General features: G+C 43.3%; 12 protein-coding genes, 2 tRNA genes, 3 rRNA genes and 1 riboswitch. Of the genes, 9 read left to right on the top strand and 8 right to left on the bottom strand.

Translation table 11 applies throughout. The annotated features are described in order from the left end of the window. Positions 1–227: 227 nt before the first annotated feature. Positions 228–1,334 carry an acyl-CoA desaturase gene (locus tag FJ709_RS00605; RefSeq protein ID WP_226412476.1) on the bottom strand — a complete coding sequence of 369 codons (1,107 nt, stop codon included), beginning with the start codon at positions 1,332–1,334 and terminating at the stop codon, positions 228–230. Positions 1,335–1,500: 166 nt separating this feature from the next. On the opposite strand from FJ709_RS00605, the gene fabR reads away from it, so the two are divergent. Then, positions 1,501–2,118 carry an HTH-type transcriptional repressor FabR gene (gene fabR, locus FJ709_RS00610; RefSeq protein ID WP_226412478.1) on the top strand — a complete coding sequence of 206 codons (618 nt, stop codon included), beginning with the start codon at positions 1,501–1,503 and terminating at the stop codon, positions 2,116–2,118. 74 nt (positions 2,119–2,192) lie between these two features. On the opposite strand, the gene trmA is transcribed toward fabR, so the two are convergent. Beyond that, positions 2,193–3,290, bottom strand: coding sequence for a tRNA (uridine(54)-C5)-methyltransferase TrmA (gene trmA / locus FJ709_RS00615; protein WP_226412480.1), 1,098 nt, complete (start codon positions 3,288–3,290; stop codon positions 2,193–2,195). Between the two features lie 85 nt (positions 3,291–3,375). Here trmA and murI point away from each other — a divergent pair, with 85 nt between their 5' ends. Beyond that, a complete protein-coding gene (gene murI, locus FJ709_RS00620; RefSeq protein ID WP_226412482.1) occupies positions 3,376–4,149 on the top strand; it encodes a glutamate racemase in 774 nt (257 codons plus the stop codon). Positions 4,150–4,168: 19 nt separating this feature from the next. Here murI and FJ709_RS00625 read toward each other — a convergent pair whose 3' ends face one another. Next, the gene (locus FJ709_RS00625) at positions 4,169–4,624 is read right to left on the bottom strand and encodes an RNA recognition motif domain-containing protein (RefSeq protein ID WP_226412484.1); all 456 of its coding nucleotides are present in this window, start codon (positions 4,622–4,624) and stop codon (positions 4,169–4,171) included. Between the two features lie 706 nt (positions 4,625–5,330). On the opposite strand from FJ709_RS00625, the gene FJ709_RS00630 reads away from it, so the two are divergent. The 5 genes from FJ709_RS00630 (at position 5,331) to rrf (ending at position 10,766) form a co-directional block, all read left to right on the top strand. After that, positions 5,331–6,875: ribosomal RNA gene (locus FJ709_RS00630) — 16S ribosomal RNA — on the top strand. Between the two features lie 88 nt (positions 6,876–6,963). Beyond that, a tRNA-Ile gene (locus FJ709_RS00635) sits at positions 6,964–7,040 on the top strand. A gap of 131 nt (positions 7,041–7,171) precedes the next feature. Then, positions 7,172–7,247: transfer RNA gene (locus tag FJ709_RS00640), tRNA-Ala, on the top strand. 361 nt (positions 7,248–7,608) lie between these two features. After that, positions 7,609–10,511: ribosomal RNA gene (locus tag FJ709_RS00645) — 23S ribosomal RNA — on the top strand. 139 nt (positions 10,512–10,650) lie between these two features. After that, positions 10,651–10,766: ribosomal RNA gene (rrf, locus tag FJ709_RS00650) — 5S ribosomal RNA — on the top strand. The 16S, 23S and 5S rRNA genes sit together here with 2 tRNA genes alongside, the layout of an rRNA operon. A 1,054-nt stretch (positions 10,767–11,820) precedes the next feature. Here rrf and FJ709_RS00660 read toward each other — a convergent pair. Together FJ709_RS00660 and FJ709_RS00665 are read right to left on the bottom strand one after the other, a co-directional pair. Then, positions 11,821–14,985 (bottom strand): efflux RND transporter permease subunit, encoded by a 3,165-nt coding sequence (locus FJ709_RS00660; RefSeq protein WP_226412486.1) that lies wholly within the window; start codon positions 14,983–14,985, stop codon positions 11,821–11,823. Positions 14,986–14,994: 9 nt separating this feature from the next. Further along, positions 14,995–16,143, bottom strand: coding sequence for an efflux RND transporter periplasmic adaptor subunit (locus FJ709_RS00665; RefSeq protein ID WP_226412488.1), 1,149 nt, complete (start codon positions 16,141–16,143; stop codon positions 14,995–14,997). 774 nt (positions 16,144–16,917) lie between these two features. On the opposite strand from FJ709_RS00665, the gene FJ709_RS00670 reads away from it, so the two are divergent. Further along, the gene (locus FJ709_RS00670; protein WP_226412490.1) at positions 16,918–17,535 is read left to right on the top strand and encodes a TetR/AcrR family transcriptional regulator; all 618 of its coding nucleotides are present in this window, start codon (positions 16,918–16,920) and stop codon (positions 17,533–17,535) included. Positions 17,536–17,550: 15 nt separating this feature from the next. On the opposite strand, the gene FJ709_RS00675 is transcribed toward FJ709_RS00670, so the two are convergent. Both FJ709_RS00675 and FJ709_RS00680 read right to left on the bottom strand, forming a co-directional pair. Further along, positions 17,551–18,240 carry a DNA-3-methyladenine glycosylase I gene (locus FJ709_RS00675; RefSeq protein ID WP_226412492.1) on the bottom strand — a complete coding sequence of 230 codons (690 nt, stop codon included), beginning with the start codon at positions 18,238–18,240 and terminating at the stop codon, positions 17,551–17,553. Between the two features lie 135 nt (positions 18,241–18,375). Next, a complete protein-coding gene (locus FJ709_RS00680) occupies positions 18,376–18,906 on the bottom strand; it encodes a thioesterase family protein (protein ID WP_226412494.1) in 531 nt (176 codons plus the stop codon). Positions 18,907–19,054: 148 nt separating this feature from the next. Next, a riboswitch (FMN riboswitch) is annotated at positions 19,055–19,246 on the top strand. Positions 19,247–19,340: 94 nt separating this feature from the next. Here FJ709_RS00680 and ribB point away from each other — a divergent pair. Further along, positions 19,341–19,997 carry a 3,4-dihydroxy-2-butanone-4-phosphate synthase gene (gene ribB, locus FJ709_RS00685; protein ID WP_226412496.1) on the top strand — a complete coding sequence of 219 codons (657 nt, stop codon included), beginning with the start codon at positions 19,341–19,343 and terminating at the stop codon, positions 19,995–19,997. Positions 19,998–20,317: 320 nt separating this feature from the next. Here the strand turns inward: ribB and FJ709_RS00690 are convergent, their stop codons facing one another. Then, positions 20,318–20,980 carry a flagellar brake protein gene (locus tag FJ709_RS00690; RefSeq protein WP_226412498.1) on the bottom strand — a complete coding sequence of 221 codons (663 nt, stop codon included), beginning with the start codon at positions 20,978–20,980 and terminating at the stop codon, positions 20,318–20,320. Between the last annotated feature and the right edge of the window lie 163 nt (positions 20,981–21,143).

Consider the following 21,143-nt stretch of genomic DNA (forward strand, 5'->3'; position numbering starts at 1 on the left):
AATAACTTAATCTAAGGAAGTGAAGGTCTGTTATAGATTCATTGTGAAAGATAATCTGGTACTTGGGTAGCATTAAATAGAAAAAGCGCATTTGAATTGGTTTTTGAAATTGCTATAGCATCTTTAGACACAGTCAACAGGCGAATAAAAATGCCGCTCCCTAAAGGGCGCGGCATTAATGTCACTGTAAAGCGGCTGTTAATTGGCCGCTAGAATTCAGACTAAAACTACGCGTAAGCAGCAGTCAGGTTTTTCCATTGTCGCTGCTGCTCAAGAAAGCGTTCGCGAAGTTCTTGAACCTGTTCTTTTAAGTGGGTATCAACTAATTGTTTTCGCTTAGCTTCAATTAACGCTTTTTTGGCTTGATAGTATTCCATCAAATGCTGCTTCATAAGTTCATATTCAGCTTGGAAGGTATCAATTATTTCATCACAATTAGGTAAATGGGCTACTTTATACTGCACACGTTGCAGTTGCATTTTCAGTTTAGCCGCTTCAATACGCTCTTGTGGTACTTTACGTAAGTCGGAGGCTAGTCCAAACCAGTCCAACGTTTTTATTAACCACTTAGTTGGATCGTAATCCCACCATTTAATACCATTACGGTAATCATTTTCAAAAATATGGTGGAAGTTGTGGTAACCCTCACCGTATGTCAGCAAGGCTAAAAAAGCATTGTCGCGAGCGGTGTTTTTGTTTGTGTACGGTTGTTTACCCCAAATATGGGCAAGTGAGTTAATGAAAAAAGTACAATGATGCACTACCACTAATCGTAGCAAGCCAGCCATTAATACCATTGACACTATGTCACCATTTAACCAGCCCAATAAAGCGGGTAGACCGATATTCATTAAAATAACCAATGCTAAATAGTGTTTGTGTTGCCATACAAGAATCGGATCATTTTGCAAATCGCGGACGTTATTGTAATCACTATAACGACTTGCTTGATATTCACGTAACATCCAACCTATATGGCTGTACCAAAAGCCCAGCTTAGCTGAATAGGGATCTTTGTCGTTATTATCGACATGCTTATGATGTACACGGTGATCACTACACCAGTGTATAGCACTATTTTGTAATGCTAATGCACCACCTAATGCAAATAATACTCGCACTGCCGGATGCGCTTTATAGGCCTTATGGGACCAAAGGCGATGATAACCAGCGGTGATAGACAAGCCACTGGCATAGGCTAAAACAATGAAGGCAAGCCATTCTACACCATCAAAACCGTGCGCTATACCGCGCCAAGGTACTAATACCACAGCACCAATAAACGTAATAGCGAACAACAAGGTGTTAAGCCAAATAATAGGAGGTTTTTTCATCTAATCGATTTCCTGCTAACTTTTAAATATGAGTCTAAACTAATTGAGCGTACATATGTAAGCTAATTTATCCTGTGATCAGTTTTGGGTCAAGCTCAATAGGGCTGTGTTTATACGATAAAAGGGGTATTATCTGTTAATTAATCTTGACTGAGCGATTTGTTAAATGGGTGTAAGAGCACAACAAAAAGAGAAAACCCGCCGTGCATTAGTGGATGCAGCGTTTAATCAATTAAGTGCTGAGCGCAGTTTTTCTAGTTTAAGCTTACGTGAAGTTGCTCGAGAAGCCGGTATCGCACCGACATCTTTTTATCGTCATTTTAAAGATATGAATGAGCTTGGCCTGACTATGGTTGATGAGGGCGGGTTAACGCTTAGACAAATGATGCGTAAAGGTCGTCAACGTGCTGAAGCGGGTGGAAGTGTTATTCGTATTTCAGTTGACACCTTTATGGAAGTCATGGAATCAAACCCCAATGTGTTCCGAATTCTATTACATGAACGTTCAGGGACATCAGCGGCTTTTCGCGCAGCAGTTGAGCGTGAGGTTGAACACTTTATTTCTGAACTAGCCCATTACACCGAAGCACACGCAAATAGACACCCAACACTTGCACGAGCTCAAGCCGAGGCTTTGGTGACTTTGGTGTTCAATGCGGGTGCCAGCGCATTAGACTTAAAGCGAAGTGAGCGAAAATCGCTGGCTGATCAATTGGTGTTGCATTTGCGAATGGTGGCGACAGGTGCTGAAGCATTACAACAAAAAATGGACAGCCGCAGCTGATGATTCAGTTATATATTTTAATAAAAAGGGCAGATAGTTAATCTGCCCTTTTTATTCATATTGATAAAGCTGTCTTACTTGCGCTCAAGTAACACACCAGATTCCATATGATCGGTATATGGGAACTGATCAAATAATGCAAAGCGGGTAATTTTATGGGTAATGCCTAGTACTGTTAAGTTATCTTTTAACGTACTTGGGTTACACGATATATATAAAATACGCTCATAGCCTTGAACCAACTTTAATGTTTCGTCATCAATACCGGCTCTTGGTGGGTCTACAAATATGGTATTGCAATCATAGCTGTCTAAATCGATACCTTCTAAGCGTCTAAAGCTACGTTTTTTGGCCATCGCATCACTAAAGTCTTCTGCAGACATGCGAATAATCTGCACGTTATCGACTTTATTAATTTCAATATTATATTGCGCAGCATCAACTGATGGTTTAGCCAGCTCAGTAGCCAGTACGCGCGAAAAATTTTGCGCCAATGCAATTGTGAAATTGCCATTGCCGCAATAGAGTTCAAGTAAATCACCCTGGCTATTTTGGGTAGCGTTTATTGCCCACTCAAGCATTTTAACTGACACGTTAGCATTCGGCTGGGTAAAGCTATTTTCAATCTGCTTATACAAAAGCGTCTTACCGTTCACATTCAGTTTTTCAGTGACAAAATCTTTATCTAAATCGATTTTTTGCTTCCTAGCTCGACCAATTAAATTAACATTAAATTGTTTGGCGAGTTTAGCCTTTAGTGCGCTCGCATCTTCATGCCATTGAGCATCTAATTGACGGTGATATAACAAAGACACTAAAATCTCACCGCTTAAGGTAGACAGGAAGTCGACCTGAAATAAACGATATCGCAAAGAAGGGCTTGGTTTTAGCTCTTCAATTAAGGCTGCCATCATTTGATTGATCAAAGTACCCGCTGGTAAATATTGATCACAACGCACTTTAGCATTCAGCTCTTTGTCAAACATGTAGTAATATAAGTCTTCGCCTTCGTGCCACATTCTAAATTCGGCGCGCATCCGATAATTAGCAGGCTCAGAAGCGAAGACTTCTAATACTGGTGGGGTAAAATCAGCAAAGGCTTGTTCAAGCTTGATACGCTTCTGTTCAAGTTGCGTAGCATAGTTATTTGGGTCCATGGCTGCTAAATTCATTTTCTCCACCAAAGGCAATAAAAAAGGGCGCAAATTTTATAACAAATAGCGTCGATATCCAATGTATATAAAATAGGAGACCACTTTGTCAGAGCCAATTTTAGTATTCGACTCAGGAATAGGTGGTTTATCAGTACTATCAGAAATCCGCAAGTTACTGCCAAATAGGGATTATCATTACTTATTTGATAATGCCCGCTTGCCCTATGGAAACTTATCAGAAGTAGATTTAATTGAAGGGTGTGTTGAGTTAATTCTACAACAGGTACATCAAATCAATGCTGCTATTGTGGTTGTTGCATGTAATACCGCCAGCACTCTAGTATTGCCAAGGTTAAGGCAGAGTTTATCTATCCCTGTCGTTGGCGTTGTGCCAGCCATTAAACCCGCCGCTGCATTATCTACCAAGAAGCATATTGGACTGCTTGCCACACCTGGCACAGTAAAACGTGATTATACTCAAGAACTGATTAATGAATTTGCCGATGACTGCAAAGTAGAATTATTCGGGTCATCAGAATTAGTTATGATGGCAGAGAAATATGTCGCAGGTGAAATCATAGACCTAATAGAATTGGCCTTAATACTGCAACCTATTAAAGATGCTGATATTGATGTGCTGGTATTAGGCTGTACACATTTTCCTATTATCGCAGCCGAAATTAACCAGATACTGGGTAATCATGTCAAATTATTAGATTCTGGATTGGCAATAGCGAATAGAGTAAAAACATTGGTTGCTATGAGTAATAAGCAGGGAAGTGAATTAACGGTCAGTTATACAAAACAGATTTCAACAGGACTCTATAAAGCATTAGTCGGTTATGGGTTCACTAGTGTGAAACAAATAACCGACTAAACCACCTAACTAAGTTAGATTAAGCATCAGAAGAATCGGAAGAATCAGATTCTTGAGATTTAGCTTCTCTTACCTTTAAAGTACGCTCCTGGAAAGTATAGTCGTTCAACTTACCCATTGCTTTTTGAGCACCCGCTTCAGACATTTCAACAAAGCCAAAGCCTTTACGGCGACCTGTTTTGCGATCACGTACTAAACGGACTGAATTAACCGGGCCATACTCACCAAATAACTCTTTAACTTCACCTTCATGAACACGGTAAGGTAAGTTACCAACATATAACGTCATTGTTGGACCTACATAAGGTTCATCAGATGCGCGAGCTTGGCTAGATGGAACAAAGGTAAAGATAAGTGTTGCTGTTACTATCCCTGCAATAAACGCTACAGAGGAAGCTACACTACCTTGAACTTGAAAAAAAACAAAAGCACCAACAAGTGCTGCAATAAGAACAATCACGAATGATTTCTGCATAAAATAATCTCTAATAATAATGAAATGAAAAATAACTGTTAAAAAACCGCTATATATTAATGAATAATCCGAACATTAACCAGTCCGTTGTAGAAAAAATGAGCTTAAAATTAACTTAAATATGATAAATACAGCTTTATGGATCAAACTTGTCGGATTTATGGGCAGGAAAAGCGAAAAAAACAGCGATCTGAGTAAAAGATCATCGGTCAGTAAAAAAGATCGCGATCCCCCCTTGCGCCGATTCAGAATCTCCCTATAATGCGCATCCACTGACACGGCACAGCGCGAAAGCAAAGTGGCATCTGAAGTTAATCACTTAGGAAGTCAGGTTGATTTGAAAGGATAAAAACTTCGGTTTCATCATCAAATCAACAGCGAAAAGAAAGTTTGAAAAAACACTTGACGCTGACAACAGGGTCTGTAGAATACGCAGCCCAAGCCAACGACCTAGCGTCTTACGGCGATGTTTGAAAAATCAACATCAACGCTCTTTAACAATTTATCAAGTAATCTGTGTGGACATTCACAGGTATTGAGTTATTCGAAATTGTCTTCTGTTCTTCGGAATGTTGGCAATCAAAAAATTTAAACTCAATGCAACGATGAATGTTCATAGTAATATGTACAAAAAGACTTTGTTAACTTCGGTTGATAAAGCAATCAGAATTCATTGAGCCGAAACCTTCGGGTTTCAAAAAAACTTTAATTGAAGAGTTTGATCATGGCTCAGATTGAACGCTGGCGGCAGGCCTAACACATGCAAGTCGAGCGGCAGCGGGAAGATAGTTTACTATCTTTGCCGGCGAGCGGCGGACGGGTGAGTAATGCCTAGGGATCTGCCCAGTCGAGGGGGATAACAGTTGGAAACGACTGCTAATACCGCATACGCCCTACGGGGGAAAGGAGGGGACCTTCGGGCCTTTCGCGATTGGATGAACCTAGGTGGGATTAGCTAGTTGGTGAGGTAATGGCTCACCAAGGCGACGATCCCTAGCTGTTCTGAGAGGATGATCAGCCACACTGGGACTGAGACACGGCCCAGACTCCTACGGGAGGCAGCAGTGGGGAATATTGCACAATGGGCGAAAGCCTGATGCAGCCATGCCGCGTGTGTGAAGAAGGCCTTCGGGTTGTAAAGCACTTTCAGTAGGGAGGAAAGGCAGTAGTTTAATAAACTATTGCTGTGACGTTACCTACAGAAGAAGGACCGGCTAACTCCGTGCCAGCAGCCGCGGTAATACGGAGGGTCCGAGCGTTAATCGGAATTACTGGGCGTAAAGCGTGCGCAGGCGGTTTTTTAAGCCAGATGTGAAAGCCCTGGGCTCAACCTAGGAATTGCATTTGGAACTGGGGAACTAGAGTCTTGTAGAGGGAGGTAGAATTTCAGGTGTAGCGGTGAAATGCGTAGATATCTGAAGGAATACCGGTGGCGAAGGCGGCCTCCTGGACAAAGACTGACGCTCATGCACGAAAGCGTGGGGAGCAAACAGGATTAGATACCCTGGTAGTCCACGCCGTAAACGATGTCTACTCGGAGTTTGGTGACTTAGTCACTGGGCTCCCAAGCTAACGCATTAAGTAGACCGCCTGGGGAGTACGGCCGCAAGGTTAAAACTCAAATGAATTGACGGGGGCCCGCACAAGCGGTGGAGCATGTGGTTTAATTCGATGCAACGCGAAGAACCTTACCTACTCTTGACATCCAGAGAATTCGCTAGAGATAGCTTAGTGCCTTCGGGAACTCTGAGACAGGTGCTGCATGGCTGTCGTCAGCTCGTGTTGTGAAATGTTGGGTTAAGTCCCGCAACGAGCGCAACCCCTATCCTTATTTGCCAGCGAGTTATGTCGGGAACTTTAGGGAGACTGCCGGTGATAAACCGGAGGAAGGTGGGGACGACGTCAAGTCATCATGGCCCTTACGAGTAGGGCTACACACGTGCTACAATGGCGTATACAGAGGGTTGCAAAGCCGCGAGGTGGAGCTAATCTCACAAAGTACGTCGTAGTCCGGATTGGAGTCTGCAACTCGACTCCATGAAGTCGGAATCGCTAGTAATCGTGAATCAGAATGTCACGGTGAATACGTTCCCGGGCCTTGTACACACCGCCCGTCACACCATGGGAGTGGGCTGCAAAAGAAGTGGGTAGTTTAACCTTCGGGAGAACGCTCACCACTTTGTGGTTCATGACTGGGGTGAAGTCGTAACAAGGTAGCCCTAGGGGAACCTGGGGCTGGATCACCTCCTTACCTATACGACTAACTCAATACCTAAAGTGCAGAAATGCATGTGAGTGTTCACACAGATTACTTGATAGAAAGAAAGAGAAATTACGTTGGGTCTGTAGCTCAGCTGGTTAGAGCGCACCCCTGATAAGGGTGAGGTCGGTGGTTCAAGTCCACTCTGACCCACCAAAATCTTTCCTTTCCTGCGTTGGAAAGTGACTCGTTTAGTGAACTAAACGTCGCCACTTACCGCCTTGAATAGAAACGATTTGGTTTAATGCCTTCGTTGAAGGTGAACGTAAATTCTCACTGTATGTAAAGGGGTTATAGCTCAGCTGGGAGAGCGCCTGCCTTGCACGCAGGAGGTCTGCGGTTCGATCCCGCATAGCTCCACCATTCTCTTTAATGAGAAACATACATATTGGTCCGAGATGCCAAAGATAAACGAAATTTTATCTTTGGCTTTTTTAAGCCCGCTCTTTAACAATTTGGAAAGCTGATAGTACTAACTAAAGGCGCATGAATGATGATTCGTTGTCGTTTATGTGATTACGTTAGTGCGAAAATAATATTGATGCGAAAGCATCAGTATCTTGAGTTCTCAAAACACTGTTTAAGTGTCTTGAATATTCTAAAAACTAAGGCGAGTCACACTTCCTGGTCGGGAGTGAGACAAGTAAAAACCAGCTAGTTGCGATACAGTCTAATTAGTTCATTCTCTTGTTTACAAGGGTTGTGAAACTCATTTGGGTTGTATGGTTAAGTGACTAAGCGTATACGGTGGATGCCTTGGCAGTCAGAGGCGATGAAGGACGTAATAACTTGCGAAAAGCGTTGGCGAGCTAGTAATAAGCATTTGAGCTAACGATATCCGAATGGGGAAACCCGGCCACATAAGTGGTCATCATACAGTGAATACATAGCTGTATGAGGCGAACCTGGGGAACTGAAACATCTAAGTACCCAGAGGAAAAGAAATCAACCGAGATTCCCCTAGTAGCGGCGAGCGAACGGGGATTAGCCCTTAAGTCTATGGGGTGTTAGTGGAATGAGTTGGAAAGCTCAGCGGCACAGGGTGATAGCCCCGTACATGAAAACTAACCATAGATGAAAACGAGTAAGGCGGGACACGTGACATCCTGTTTGAATATGGGGGGACCATCCTCCAAGGCTAAATACTCCTGACTGACCGATAGTGAACCAGTACCGTGAGGGAAAGGCGAAAAGAACCCCTGTGAGGGGAGTGAAATAGAACCTGAAACCGTATACGTACAAGCAGTGGGAGCGGTTCTTGAGACCGTGACTGCGTACCTTTTGTATAATGGGTCAGCGACTTACGTTTTGTAGCGAGGTTAAGCGAATAGCGGAGCCGTAGGGAAACCGAGTGTTAACTGCGCGTTTAGTTGCAAGGCGTAGACCCGAAACCGAGTGATCTAGCCATGGGCAGGTTGAAGGTTGAGTAACATCAACTGGAGGACCGAACCGACTTATGTTGAAAAATGAGCGGATGACTTGTGGCTGGGGGTGAAAGGCCAATCAAACTCGGAGATATCTGGTTCTCCTCGAAAGCTATTTAGGTAGCGCCTCGAGCGAATACCATTGGGGGTAGAGCACTGTTAAGGCTAGGGGGTCATCCCGACTTACCAACCCTTTGCAAACTCCGAATACCAATGAGTACTACTCGGGAGACAGACAGCGGGTGCTAACGTCCGTTGTCAAAAGGGAAACAACCCAGACCGTCAGCTAAGGTCCCAAAGTGTATGTTAAGTGGGAAACGATGTGGGAAGGCTTAGACAGCTAGGATGTTGGCTTAGAAGCAGCCATCATTTAAAGAAAGCGTAATAGCTCACTAGTCGAGTCGGCCTGCGCGGAAGATTTAACGGGGCTAAACATACCACCGAAGCTACGGGTTTGCAGTTTACTGCAAGCGGTAGAGGAGCGTTCTGTAAGCGGTTGAAGGTGAAGGGGTAACCCACACTGGACGTATCAGAAGTGCGAATGCTGACATGAGTAACGATAAAGGGAGTGAAAAACTCCCTCGCCGAAAGACCAAGGGTTCCTGTCCAACGTTAATCGGGGCAGGGTGAGTCGACCCCTAAGGTGAGGCCGAAAGGCGTAATCGATGGAAAACAGATTAATATTTCTGTACCTCTGCTAACTGCGATGGAGAGACGGAGAAGGCTAGGCTAGCGCGGCGTTGGTAGTCCGCGTTTAAGGTAGTAGGCGGTGTTCTTAGGCAAATCCGGGAACACGTACTTAAATGTACACGTTGAGAGCTGATGACGAGTCACTAAGGTGATGAAGTAGTTGATGCCATGCTTCCAGGAAAATCTTCTAAGCTTCAGGTTAGTAGGGATCGTACCCCAAACCGACACAGGTGGTCGGGTAGAGAATACCAAGGCGCTTGAGAGAACTCGGCTGAAGGAACTAGGCAAAATGGTACCGTAACTTCGGGAGAAGGTACGCTGCTGTTGGTGATGGGACTTGCTCCCTAAGCTGACGGCAGTCGCAGATACCAGGTGGCTGCAACTGTTTATCAAAAACACAGCACTGTGCAAAATCGCAAGATGACGTATACGGTGTGACGCCTGCCCGGTGCCGGAAGGTTAATTGATTGGGTTATCGCAAGAGAAGCTCATGATCGAAGCCCCGGTAAACGGCGGCCGTAACTATAACGGTCCTAAGGTAGCGAAATTCCTTGTCGGGTAAGTTCCGACCTGCACGAATGGCGTAATGATGGCCACGCTGTCTCCAGCCGAGACTCAGTGAAGTTGAAATTGCGGTGAAGATGCCGTATACCCGCGGCTAGACGGAAAGACCCCGTGAACCTTTACTATAGCTTGGCACTGAACATTGAACCTACATGTGTAGGATAGGTGGGAGACTTTGAAGCTTCGTCGCTAGATGGAGTGGAGTCAATCTTGAAATACCACCCTTGTAGTTTTGATGTTCTAACTCTGGCCCCTTATCGGGGTTGAGGACAGTGCCTGGTGGGTAGTTTGACTGGGGCGGTCTCCTCCCAAAGAGTAACGGAGGAGCACGAAGGTTGGCTAAGTACGGTCGGACATCGTACGGTTAGTGCAATGGCATAAGCCAGCTTAACTGCGAGACATACACGTCGAGCAGGTACGAAAGTAGGTCATAGTGATCCGGTGGTTCTGAATGGAAGGGCCATCGCTCAACGGATAAAAGGTACTCCGGGGATAACAGGCTGATACCGCCCAAGAGTTCATATCGACGGCGGTGTTTGGCACCTCGATGTCGGCTCATCACATCCTGGGGCTGAAGTCGGTCCCAAGGGTATGGCTGTTCGCCATTTAAAGTGGTACGCGAGCTGGGTTCAGAACGTCGTGAGACAGTTCGGTCCCTATCTGCCGTGGGCGTTGGATGATTGAGGGGAGCTGCTCCTAGTACGAGAGGACCGGAGTGGACGAACCGCTGGTGTTCGGGTTGTCATGCCAATGGCATTGCCCGGTAGCTACGTTCGGAATCGATAACCGCTGAAAGCATCTAAGCGGGAAGCGAGCCCCAAGATGAGTCATCCCTAGAGCTTTAAGCTCTCTAAAGGGCCGTAGGAGACTACTACGTTGATAGGCAAGGTGTGTAAGCGTTGTGAGGCGTTGAGCTAACTTGTACTAATGACCCGTGAGGCTTAACCATACAACCCAGATGGGTTTTACTAACCTTAGTTGTTAGGATGGGACACTTAGACAGTGCGAACTCAAGAAGCTCTAATGAGCAATCAGCTTTCCGAATTATTATTTAATGCTAGTTAAATGGCGTTAGATAACCAAATTTGTCTGGAAACCATAGAGCTGTGGCACCACCTGATCCCATTCCGAACTCAGAAGTGAAACACAGTATCGCCGATGGTAGTGTGGGGTCTCCCCATGTGAGAGTAGGTCATTTCCAGGCGCCAAATAAAACAGCAAGGCCACTCTAATTGAGTGGCCTTTTTGTTTTGTGTCGAAAAATTATTCTTGAGCATGAGTCAAACATAGTGTGGCCGATATGCCCATGTGAGAGTAGGTCATTTCCAGGCGCCTAATTTACTCGAAAGAGTAGTGATAAGCCCGTTGCTAATGCAACGGGCTTTTTTACGTCTGAGATTTAAGCATTAAAGTCGTGTAGCCGATATGCCCATCTGAGAGTCGATTATTTCCAGGCGCCTAATACCAATCAGATGGTACCAATCTCATTAATTTATGGGTCAGACCTATTCTCTCTAATAGCTCAATCGGATATCCCTTCTGGCTCAAATATCCTCATCTCCATGAAAGCAGCTATTAACTAGTTCATTCTGATAAAGTCGTTATCACACTTGCTCTCCATGGTTTAGTTCTGGTGAACCGGGGTAACTTGAGGGTTGTTAGTTTAGCAAAGTTATCATCTAAATCATGCTGTCGCTGAGATCAATTTCAAATACTCGTACATTTATCTGCTGTTAGCATGTGAGGCAATAATGGCTTTCGTTACTGGCGTGACTGCTCCGTCTAAATATACTGATTCAAACAGTTGCAGCCATAACGCTCGTGGACGAGTTTCTTTGGCTAGGAGAATTATGTTGGCTAAATCTGACTAGACATCAGTGCGAGTGAATGTCACATATTAAGGACAGTTGGCATATAGGGGGTTTTAAAAGCGTCCAGAATTACTTGGGGTGATGAGATCAAGTGGTTATCAATGACAATCTAATTGATGAAGTAAATGATAGGTTTTTTTATGCCAGACTAAATTCAGGTGAGTTAAAGCAATTGATACTTTGGGTTAGATAGGTAGCAATCTAGGTGTTAAAGCTTACCTTGCGGATCTTTAACCTACTGGTAAATATCGTTCGAGGACGATCTTTACCATCTATTCAGCTTGATAAAATAAAGGACCAAACGTTTGCACGTTTGGTCCTTTATATTCTGCCAAATACCTTTACTCAGTTATTTTCTGAAAAGCGTTAAGCGTTAAGCGTTAAGCGTCAGACGTCAGGCTTATTGCTTGCGGCTGAGTCGACACTGTTTATTTCTGATTCAGCTTGGCTTTTTCTCTTACTGAAAAGTCTTTCAACCACCACAAAGAACAGTGGAATTAAGAATATACCTAAGAATGTCGAACTCATCATGCCACCTAATACACCGGTGCCAATGGCGTTTTTACTGCCGGAACCGACACCAGTACTAATTGCTAATGGAACCACACCGAAACCAAATGCTAATGAGGTCATTAGAATAGGACGCAAACGCACACGTACCGCATTTAGTGTTGCTTCGATTAATCCCGCACCTTTATCGTAGAAGTCTTTGGCGAATTCAACGATCAAGATGGCATTCTTGGTTGCTAGGCCCACCGTTGTCAATAAGCCTACCTGGAAGAATACGTCGTTAGGTAAACCTCGACCGTTCATAGCAAGCAATGCACCAATAACCCCTAGAGGTACGACTAATACGACGGCAAATGGCACCGACCAGCTCTCATAGAGTGCTGCAAGGACCAAAAACACCACTAGAATTGACAAAGCATATAATGCAGGTGCTTGGTTACCCGACAAACGTTCTTCATAGGACAGGCCATTCCACTCAACTCCAAACCCAGGTGGTAATTGTTCGACCATTTTCTCTATCGCAACCATAGCATCACCGGTACTGTAACCAGGCACGGTAGCACCTTGAATATTGACAGCAGGTAAACCATTAAAGCGTTGTAACTGCGGTGAACCAAAGTTCCAAGAGCCTGTCGCGAAGGCTGAAAAGGGCACCATTTCGCCCTCTGAGTTACGGACATACCAAGTGTCTAAATCACTGGGTTGCATACGATATTTAGCCTCACCTTGCACGTATACTTTCTTAACACGACCACGGTCAATGAAGTCATTCACATATGAGCCACCCCATGCGGTAGCGAGTACGCTGTTGGCACTGTTGATATCAATACCCAGTGCGCGCACTTTAGCTTGGTCGATATGAATTTCGTACATTGGCGCATCTTCCTGGCCATTGGGTCTAACGCCCACCAAGCTTGGATTTTGTGCCGCCATACCCAGTAACTGGTTACGTGCCTCAATTAATGCATCATGGCCTTTACCGCTTCTATCTTGCAGATATAAATCGAAACCATTTGCTGTGCCCAACTCAATTACCGCAGGTGGAACAAACGCAAACACCATGGCTTCTTTTATTTGCATAAAGCGGCCCATTGCACGACCTGCGATAGACTGTACATCCTGACCTGGTTCTTCTCGTTCGGCCCAATCTTTTAAGCCAACAAACGACATGCCCATGTTTTGGCCCATACCCGCAAAGCTGAAACCTGCAACACTGAACACAGAGTTTACCGAATCGCTTTCCTGGGTCAGATAGAAATCATTGATTTCGTTTAACACTTTAACGGTACTTTCTTGGGTTGAGTTGGTTGGTAAAATTGCTTGGGTGAATAAAATCCCCTGATCTTCATCTGGTAAGAATGCCGTTGGCATGCGTAAGAAAATCCACGCTGTAGCAATAACAAGCACAAGATATATGCCCATCATGCGGAAACTGCGTTTAAGAATTTTTGCCACGCTCGCTTCATAGCGAGATGTCATGCGATCAAACATACGGTTAAACCAACCAAAAAAGCCGGTATTAATATGGGTATGACCTTTAGGTAATGGCTTTAACATGGTTGCACATAATGCAGGTGTTAAAATCAACGCTACTAATACTGACAACGCCATAGCCGATACGATAGTGATTGAGAACTGACGATAAATCACCCCGGTAGAGCCTGACATAAAGGCCATAGGCACGAATACCGCAGAAAGTGTTAAACCAATACCTACAAGTGCGCCAGTAATTTGATCCATCGACTTACGAGTTGCTTCAAGTGGGCTTAACCCCTCTTCAGACATTAATCGTTCAACGTTTTCTACTACCACAATGGCATCATCGACCAGTAGACCAATTGCCAGCACCATAGCGAACATGGTGAGGGTGTTAATAGAGAACCCTGTTGCCGACAAAATAGCGAATGTACCCAGTAGTACTACGGGTACTGCAATCGTTGGGATTAACGTTGCCCTGAAGTTCTGTAAGAACAGATACATGATCAAGAATACTAATACGATAGCTTCGATTAACGTATGGACCACACCTTCAATAGATTTCTCAACAAATGGAGTAGTGTCATACGGATAGTAAATTTCTAACCCTTCAGGAAAATAGGTTTTTAAATCATCTAAACGGTCGCGAATATTATTAGCTGTATCGAGTGCGTTTGCACCTGTTGCCAACTTAAAAGCTAGACCAGATGCAGGTTTACCATTATAGAAGGATTCAACCGCGTAGCTTTCGGCACCAAGTTCAACTCGAGCCACATCTTCAAGATAGACATTTGCGCCAGAAGAGTCTGATTTCAGAATAATACGTTTAAATTGTTCAGGTGTTTGTAAACGGCTTTGTGCGGTAACCGTGGCGTTTAATTCCTGGCCTGGCATTGCAGGTGAACCGCCTAATTGGCCAGCCGATATTTGAGCATTTTGCTCTCTAATGGCTGCCATTACATCAATACTGGTTAAGTTGTATTGGGTTAACTTTAGCGGTTCAAGCCAGATGCGCATTGCGTACTGCGCACCAAACAATTCGAGTTCACCAACACCTGGTACTCGACTCATCGGGTCTTGAATATTGGCAGCAACGTAATCAGAAATATCGTTTTTAGCCAGCGAGCCGTCTTCAGACACAAACGCCACAACCATTAAGAAACCCGCGCTGGATTTGTTAACGTTTACACCTTGTGATTGTACTTCTTGAGGTAAGGAGGTCATTGCCGACTGCAGTTTATTCTGCACTTGAACTTGAGCAATATCGGCATCGGCTTCGGCATTAAACGTTAAGGTAACAGTAGCGTTACCAAAACTATCACTGCTAGAAGAAATATAGCGTAAATGGTCAATACCTGTCATACGTTGCTCAATAACTTGAGTCACGGTATCTTCCATGGTTTTGGCCGATGCACCAGGATAAAATGCGGTAATCACAACCGTTGGCGGTGCAATACTAGGGTATTGGGCAATGGGCAGGCCTTTAATGGCCAGCACGCCTGCTAACATAATAAGAATTGCGATCACCCAAGCAAAAATAGGGCGATCGATAAAAAAGCGAGCCATAATAATGTCCTATTTTTGTGGAGTATCTTCAGTTAATACCTGTGGTGATACCGCCGCACCTGGACGAATTTTTTGTAAGCCTTCTACAATTAATTTATCGCCAGCTTGGAGGCCATCAATGATGCGCCATTGGTTATCAATTACTTCAGCAGTAGTGACAATACGCACTTCGACATTGTTATCTTGATTAACAATCATAGCCATTGCCTGACCTTTGGTATTGCGAGTAATGGCGCGTTGAGGCACTAAAATAGCTTGTGGATCAGTACCTGTATCTAAACGTGCACGCACATACATACCAGGTAACAGTACACCATCAGGGTTAGGGAATTCAGCACGTAATGTGACAGACCCGGTAGCCTCGTCAACACTGACCTCAGCAAATTGCATCGTACCTTGCTGATCATAAGTGGTACCGTCTTCTAAAATCAGCGTAACAGTAGCATTGTCACTTTTTTGTAACTTACCCGCTTTTAGCTTACTTTTAAGGCGTAATAACTGCACACTAGATTGAGCAATATCAACATTGATAGGGTCTAATTGTTGAATCGTCGCCAAAGTGCTGCTTTGGTTTGCGGTGACTAAAGCACCTGCTGTTACTGATGATTTACCTATGCGACCCGCAATTGGGGCTTTTACTTCAGTATATTCAAGATTGATTTTAGCTGTGTTAATAGCGGCTTGCGCAACGGTTACAGATGCTAAGGCTTCTTTATAAGCGGCTTTTGCTTCATCAAAATCTTGTACACTGACCGAATTAGTTTTTACCAATGTTTGGTAGCGCGCCGCTTTCGCTTTAGCAGATTCTAAACCTGCGTTAGCACTGGCTAAATCAGCTTCTGCGCTAACTAAAGCCGCTTTATAGGTAGCTGAATCGATTTGATAAAGAGATTGACCTTTAGTGACCTCTTTACCTTCAATAAATCCACGTTCAGTAATAATACCAGACACTTGTGGACGAACTTCAGCTTCTAAAAACGATTTACTGCGACCCGGTAGCTCTACTTGAATCGACTGTGACTGTGCTGTCACTACCATTACACCAACCGGAGTAGGTGGGCGCTCTTGTTGAGCCTGCGCTCCTTCGTCTTGTTTGCCACAGGCTGTTAACCATAACGTCGCAGTTATCACTGCGGCAATTTTCAATGCTTTGTGCATGAGAGCTCCTACTCTAATGTATCCACACACAACTAGGTTACTGTGTGAAAAAGGCTATTTCAATTCTAACTGTATATTTTGCTACGCAATTAACATTGCTCATAGAAACTATTCGCAAAGCCAATGGGCTAAATTGTAAATAAATACGTTAACCCGCTTGATTGATAACTGTTTGTTAACGAATTTGGAGTAAAAAACTTGTTTTATGAGTAATTTAATTAAAAATGTTTACTCAGTGTGTGGTTAATTTAACAGCTATATATTGCAATTACACAGACCAACTAAGATAACCTTGTTGAAAGTTATTATAGTATTTCACTATTAATGGTTTTTGTCTGTTAGCTCTTTTGGTTAGTTTTGCTTATTTTTATTGTAAAACAGGTGTTTGTTGCGTTAATTGCACTGAACTTTGTCATCAAAGATTGTGTGCTTGTGGAGTAGGCATACAAATCAGTAGGTCAAATTCAGGGATAATAAGCTCAACATGATGTTGTTTAGCAAGGGCAGTTGTCCGTTTTGTAAACGCAAAATTCTTGAGCATATTGCAAACATCAGATATTCCTTTTTGCTAATTTACTGCTTGGTTTACGTCACAATCAACCATTGAAATACCCCAATAGATGTAATCATGATTAACAAGACTGATACGACAATAATCAACATTTTCATTATCAACTAAAAAGTAAACTATACGGTGTAGTTTATTGCGATCCAGTTGAAAAGTAAACTGGTCAGTGTAAAATAACTTTTATCAATTTTTTGAATACAAAGTATATGGACACTGAAAAGAAAAGCCGCAGCCAGTTAAAACGACAAGCCATCATTGATGCAGCCAAGCGCACCTTTAAATCGATAGGTGTCGCAGCGACCAGCATGGACAAGCTAGCTGAAGAGGCTCAAGTGTCTAAACGCACGGTTTATAATCACTTTGCTACCAAAGAAGCCTTAGTGATGCACTTGGTGAGTGAATTGTGGCTTGAAGCTATGACACGTAACCAGGGTCAATATCAAGCCGACAAAGATTTACTACAACAATTTACGGCCATTATTTTGACCGAAATTGAGTTTATTAATTCACAAGAACATATCGATATGGCCCGAGTCGCATTTGGGCACTTGTTTTACAATAGTGAAGAGATGAACCGAGAGGTTGAGAAAATGAAGCTGCTTGAAACGGCGTTACTGCGCTGGATAAAAGCCGCCGTAAGCGATAATAAGTTAGCACTAACCGATGTTAATTTTGCTAATGAACAGTTAATGCACTTAATTAAAGGGCATTGTTTCTGGCCACAATTATTGGCTTACAAACCTTTACTCACCAGTGAAGAGCGCCAACATCTGGCCGATGAAACTGCAAAAATGTTTTTAAGCCGTTATCAAGTAACAGCTTAATACCTATCATCACTTCTACAGATAGTTATCACCGACGCCGAGTGAAATAATTCGGCTTATTTCAGCTAATGTCAGCCCTGATTCTTGTTGCCAAGTATTGAATGCTGCTTGTGTTTGTTTAAGGCCTGTTTGTGAACTAAATCCGGCATCGACAACGTTTTTGGCTTTTAAATACCCTTGTACATCGTTGGATAATATAAAGGTGTCTTTGCCAATGGAGCGTAAAAAGTACGCACCAGTATTGCCGCCTAAACGGGTCCCTTGTTTTTTCAGTGACTGCCATAAACCGATAATATCTTCGGTTGGCCAGTGGGCGATGAACTCAGCAAAGCTGCCGTGTTTAGCCGCTAATGATTGCACCATATAGGCATTATCCACAATAGCCTGGGTCTTCTTTTGGTGGCGGATCAGTGTTGCGTCGGATGCCCGTTGTTGAATCTGCTCAGGTGATAGCATCAGCACTTTTTGTGGCTCAAAATCAAAGAAGGCTTTTTCATAAGCGGGCCATTTATTGTCGACTACGCGCCATACAAAACCACTTTGAAAAACCCGCTTAGACATAGCTGATAATAATTGTGCATCACTGTATTGGGCTATTTCACTACTGGATAATGTGTTGGGTAACAAAGCTTCAACAGCCGCCATTCCACCTTTGCGTTCACAGGCACGTAACACGATATCAGCAAATTTTTCTAGCTTAGCCACAATATGGTCCTCAGGTATTTGATTGTCATTTAGCGTTTGAGTTATGAGCTAAATTAATCTATTTAAATGATTATATGGCACAAACAAAACAGCCATCTATACGATGGCTGTGGTTGTTTAGATTAACATTAGGCGTTAAATGTTTCTTTCTTTTTTAAGTTGTAAAAATTGCTTCCACTTTACCACTTCAGGTGGCAAATCTGGTGTTGCACCTTCATAGCCCGCTTCCAATACTAAGCTGTTAATCGGCACTTGTTTGCCTTTACATATAAATACGCCACGGACATGAACAATACAATGCAAACCGCGTGCTGTGACAAAACGCTGCTCAATATAGAAATATTTTTCATCCCAGCCAACCACTTTAGTTTCAACTTCAAACTTTTCAAATGGCTTAATATCACGGATATAAGTGAACTCAGATGCATTAACAATTGGCATCCACTTCATCTTGAGAAATTTTTTCATTAACCCCATATCGGCGATCATATAGGTACGTGCCAAGTCCATAAATGCAGGGTAGCGTGAGTTAGTGAGATGCAGGTTTATATCGCAATCAAACGGCAATGCTCGATAACTAATCTTGCTGGTACCTAAAAAACCAATGCCAGGGCAATGGCGAATGCGCCACATGAACAACCACACTAATCGAAAATACAGATTCATTTACAACCACTCCTTTATGAGCGCCACAGGCTAGCAGAGGTCATACCAGCGAGCAAGCAGAGTTTTTGCGATTTTCGCGGGCGTTTGTGCGTTGAGTTGATTGAACTTATGTGGCTAGGACATTATTATAGCGCTGCTGAATTTCAGCATTAATTCTCAGGGCGGGGCGAAATTCCCCACCGGCGGTAAATACTTGTGCCTATTTATATGGTGCAAACATAAAGCCCGCGAGCGCTCGATTCGTCGAGGTCAGCAGATTTGGTGACTTAGTTTATTACTAATATGGTAATGGCTAATATTCCAGAGCCGACGGTTAAAGTCCGGATGAGAGAGAATAGCAACACCATCAGTAGACTCTGTCCGCTGGTGCAATTCTATTTGGCGTAAAAACCCTCTTCAAAGCCCTGATTCTGGTATTTTTTTAGGAGTAAACCATGAATCAGTTATCTTTACTTGCACCTTTTGGTGAGCCAATCGAGCGCGTTGAAAAAGCTATTATTGCCTTACAACAAGGTCGGGGCGTGTTATTGCTTGATGATGAAGACCGTGAAAACGAAGGCGACATTATCTATTCAGCACAGCACCTGACCACAGAGCAAATGGCATTAATGATCCGTGAATGCAGCGGTATTGTGTGCTTATGCTTAACCGATGAGCAAGCTAATAAGCTTGAACTGCCACCTATGGTGATGGATAACAACAGTGCTAATCAAACGGCATTTACGGTATCGATAGAAGCCAAAGTTGGCGTGACCACAGGTGTTTCTGCTGCGGATCGTGTTACCACAGTTAAAACGGCAACAGCAGTACATGCTAAAGCCAGCGACTTAGCAAGACCTGGGCATGTATTTCCACTGCGCGCCCGTACAGGTGGAGTCATGTCGCGTCGTGGCCATACTGAAGGCACTGTTGATTTGATGCAAATGTCAGGTCTAGCGCCTGCTGGGGTGTTGTGTGAACTAACCAATGAAGACGGCTCTATGGCTAAAACGCAGGAAATTGTCGCCTTTGGTTTAAAACATAACATGCCAGTCCTAACGATAGAAGACATGGTAATGTATCGCTTAAAGCATGATTTGAAATTAGCCTAGTTGATTTAACTGGCTTAATGGCTTTGATGTACAATTGCTGGAAAGAGGCGCTTATGCGCCTCTTTTATTATCTTCAACGTACGAGATTAAGCCTACTTGCATAAGGCACAATGACACTAAAGCGCATCTATAATACTTGGTAGTGGGCCATTGTCTTAGCCTCAGTTAACATTCCTTTGTGGATCCACACTTATAAAAGATGCCATATACCAGAGTGTTTTTCATCCATCCAGTCGTTGGGAGTGAGTATTTAGTCAAAATAGCTACAGTGCTAAGGGGAAGTAATATAGATTATTTGGCTGAAGTGTCGCTTATTGCCATTACAATTCGATAAAGAGTTGGTTCAATAGCTTTTTGATCTGTTCATCATCTTCTTTAAATTGAATGCCTACATTTACTTTGCCATTTTCAAAACGGCTATTACATACTCTGGCAGGAATGGTAATTTCAAGATCACTGGGTGAGCGAAGCACGACAAAGATATCTTTTTGGTTTACGGTCACTTTAGGGTTATCGGTTTTAAAAACAAAACCACAACCTTTTGCGGAAATATCAGAAATAATACCCTTTAATTGGGCTGCTTTTTTAACCTCTTGCTCGCCTCTTGCGACAAGCGATGCCGGTAAATGTGTGACATAGCGTTGATGAGTACGTAGTTGTCTATTTTCAATTTTTTCTGGGTAGGTTAAAAATATAAATTTTTCAGGAATCTTAGTGATATTTCGAATGGTGGCTTTAAACGCGTAACACTCCCCTTGTTGACCTTCAAGTAGATAACGAACAACAACTACATTACCTTCGGCTAACACATCGCTGTAGTTATTCATATTCTGTGGGGCGGGATGTTTTAAGATAATATATTGGCCTAAATCATAACCTGCTAACGTCGCTTTTATACGTAACTTAACAGGATGGTCAATTTGTAAATCGACGATTTTTCCTGGTTTTAAATCAAAGAAAATAGGCTGTATATTGGCTGTCAACGTTCAAGTCCGTTCATAGATTATTATTAGTATGGAGGCCTGTTAATGTATTGTGATAATCCCTATAAGGCAATTCTTTTTATGCCAATAATTGATGTAGTGCCATAAGTCATCAAGTGTGGATGTTTCAATTTGAACAAAAAAGCGCCTTAATGGCGCTTTT

Source organism: Shewanella glacialimarina (assembly GCF_020511155.1).
In the GTDB taxonomy this organism is placed as follows: Bacteria; Pseudomonadota; Gammaproteobacteria; order Enterobacterales; family Shewanellaceae; genus Shewanella; species Shewanella glacialimarina.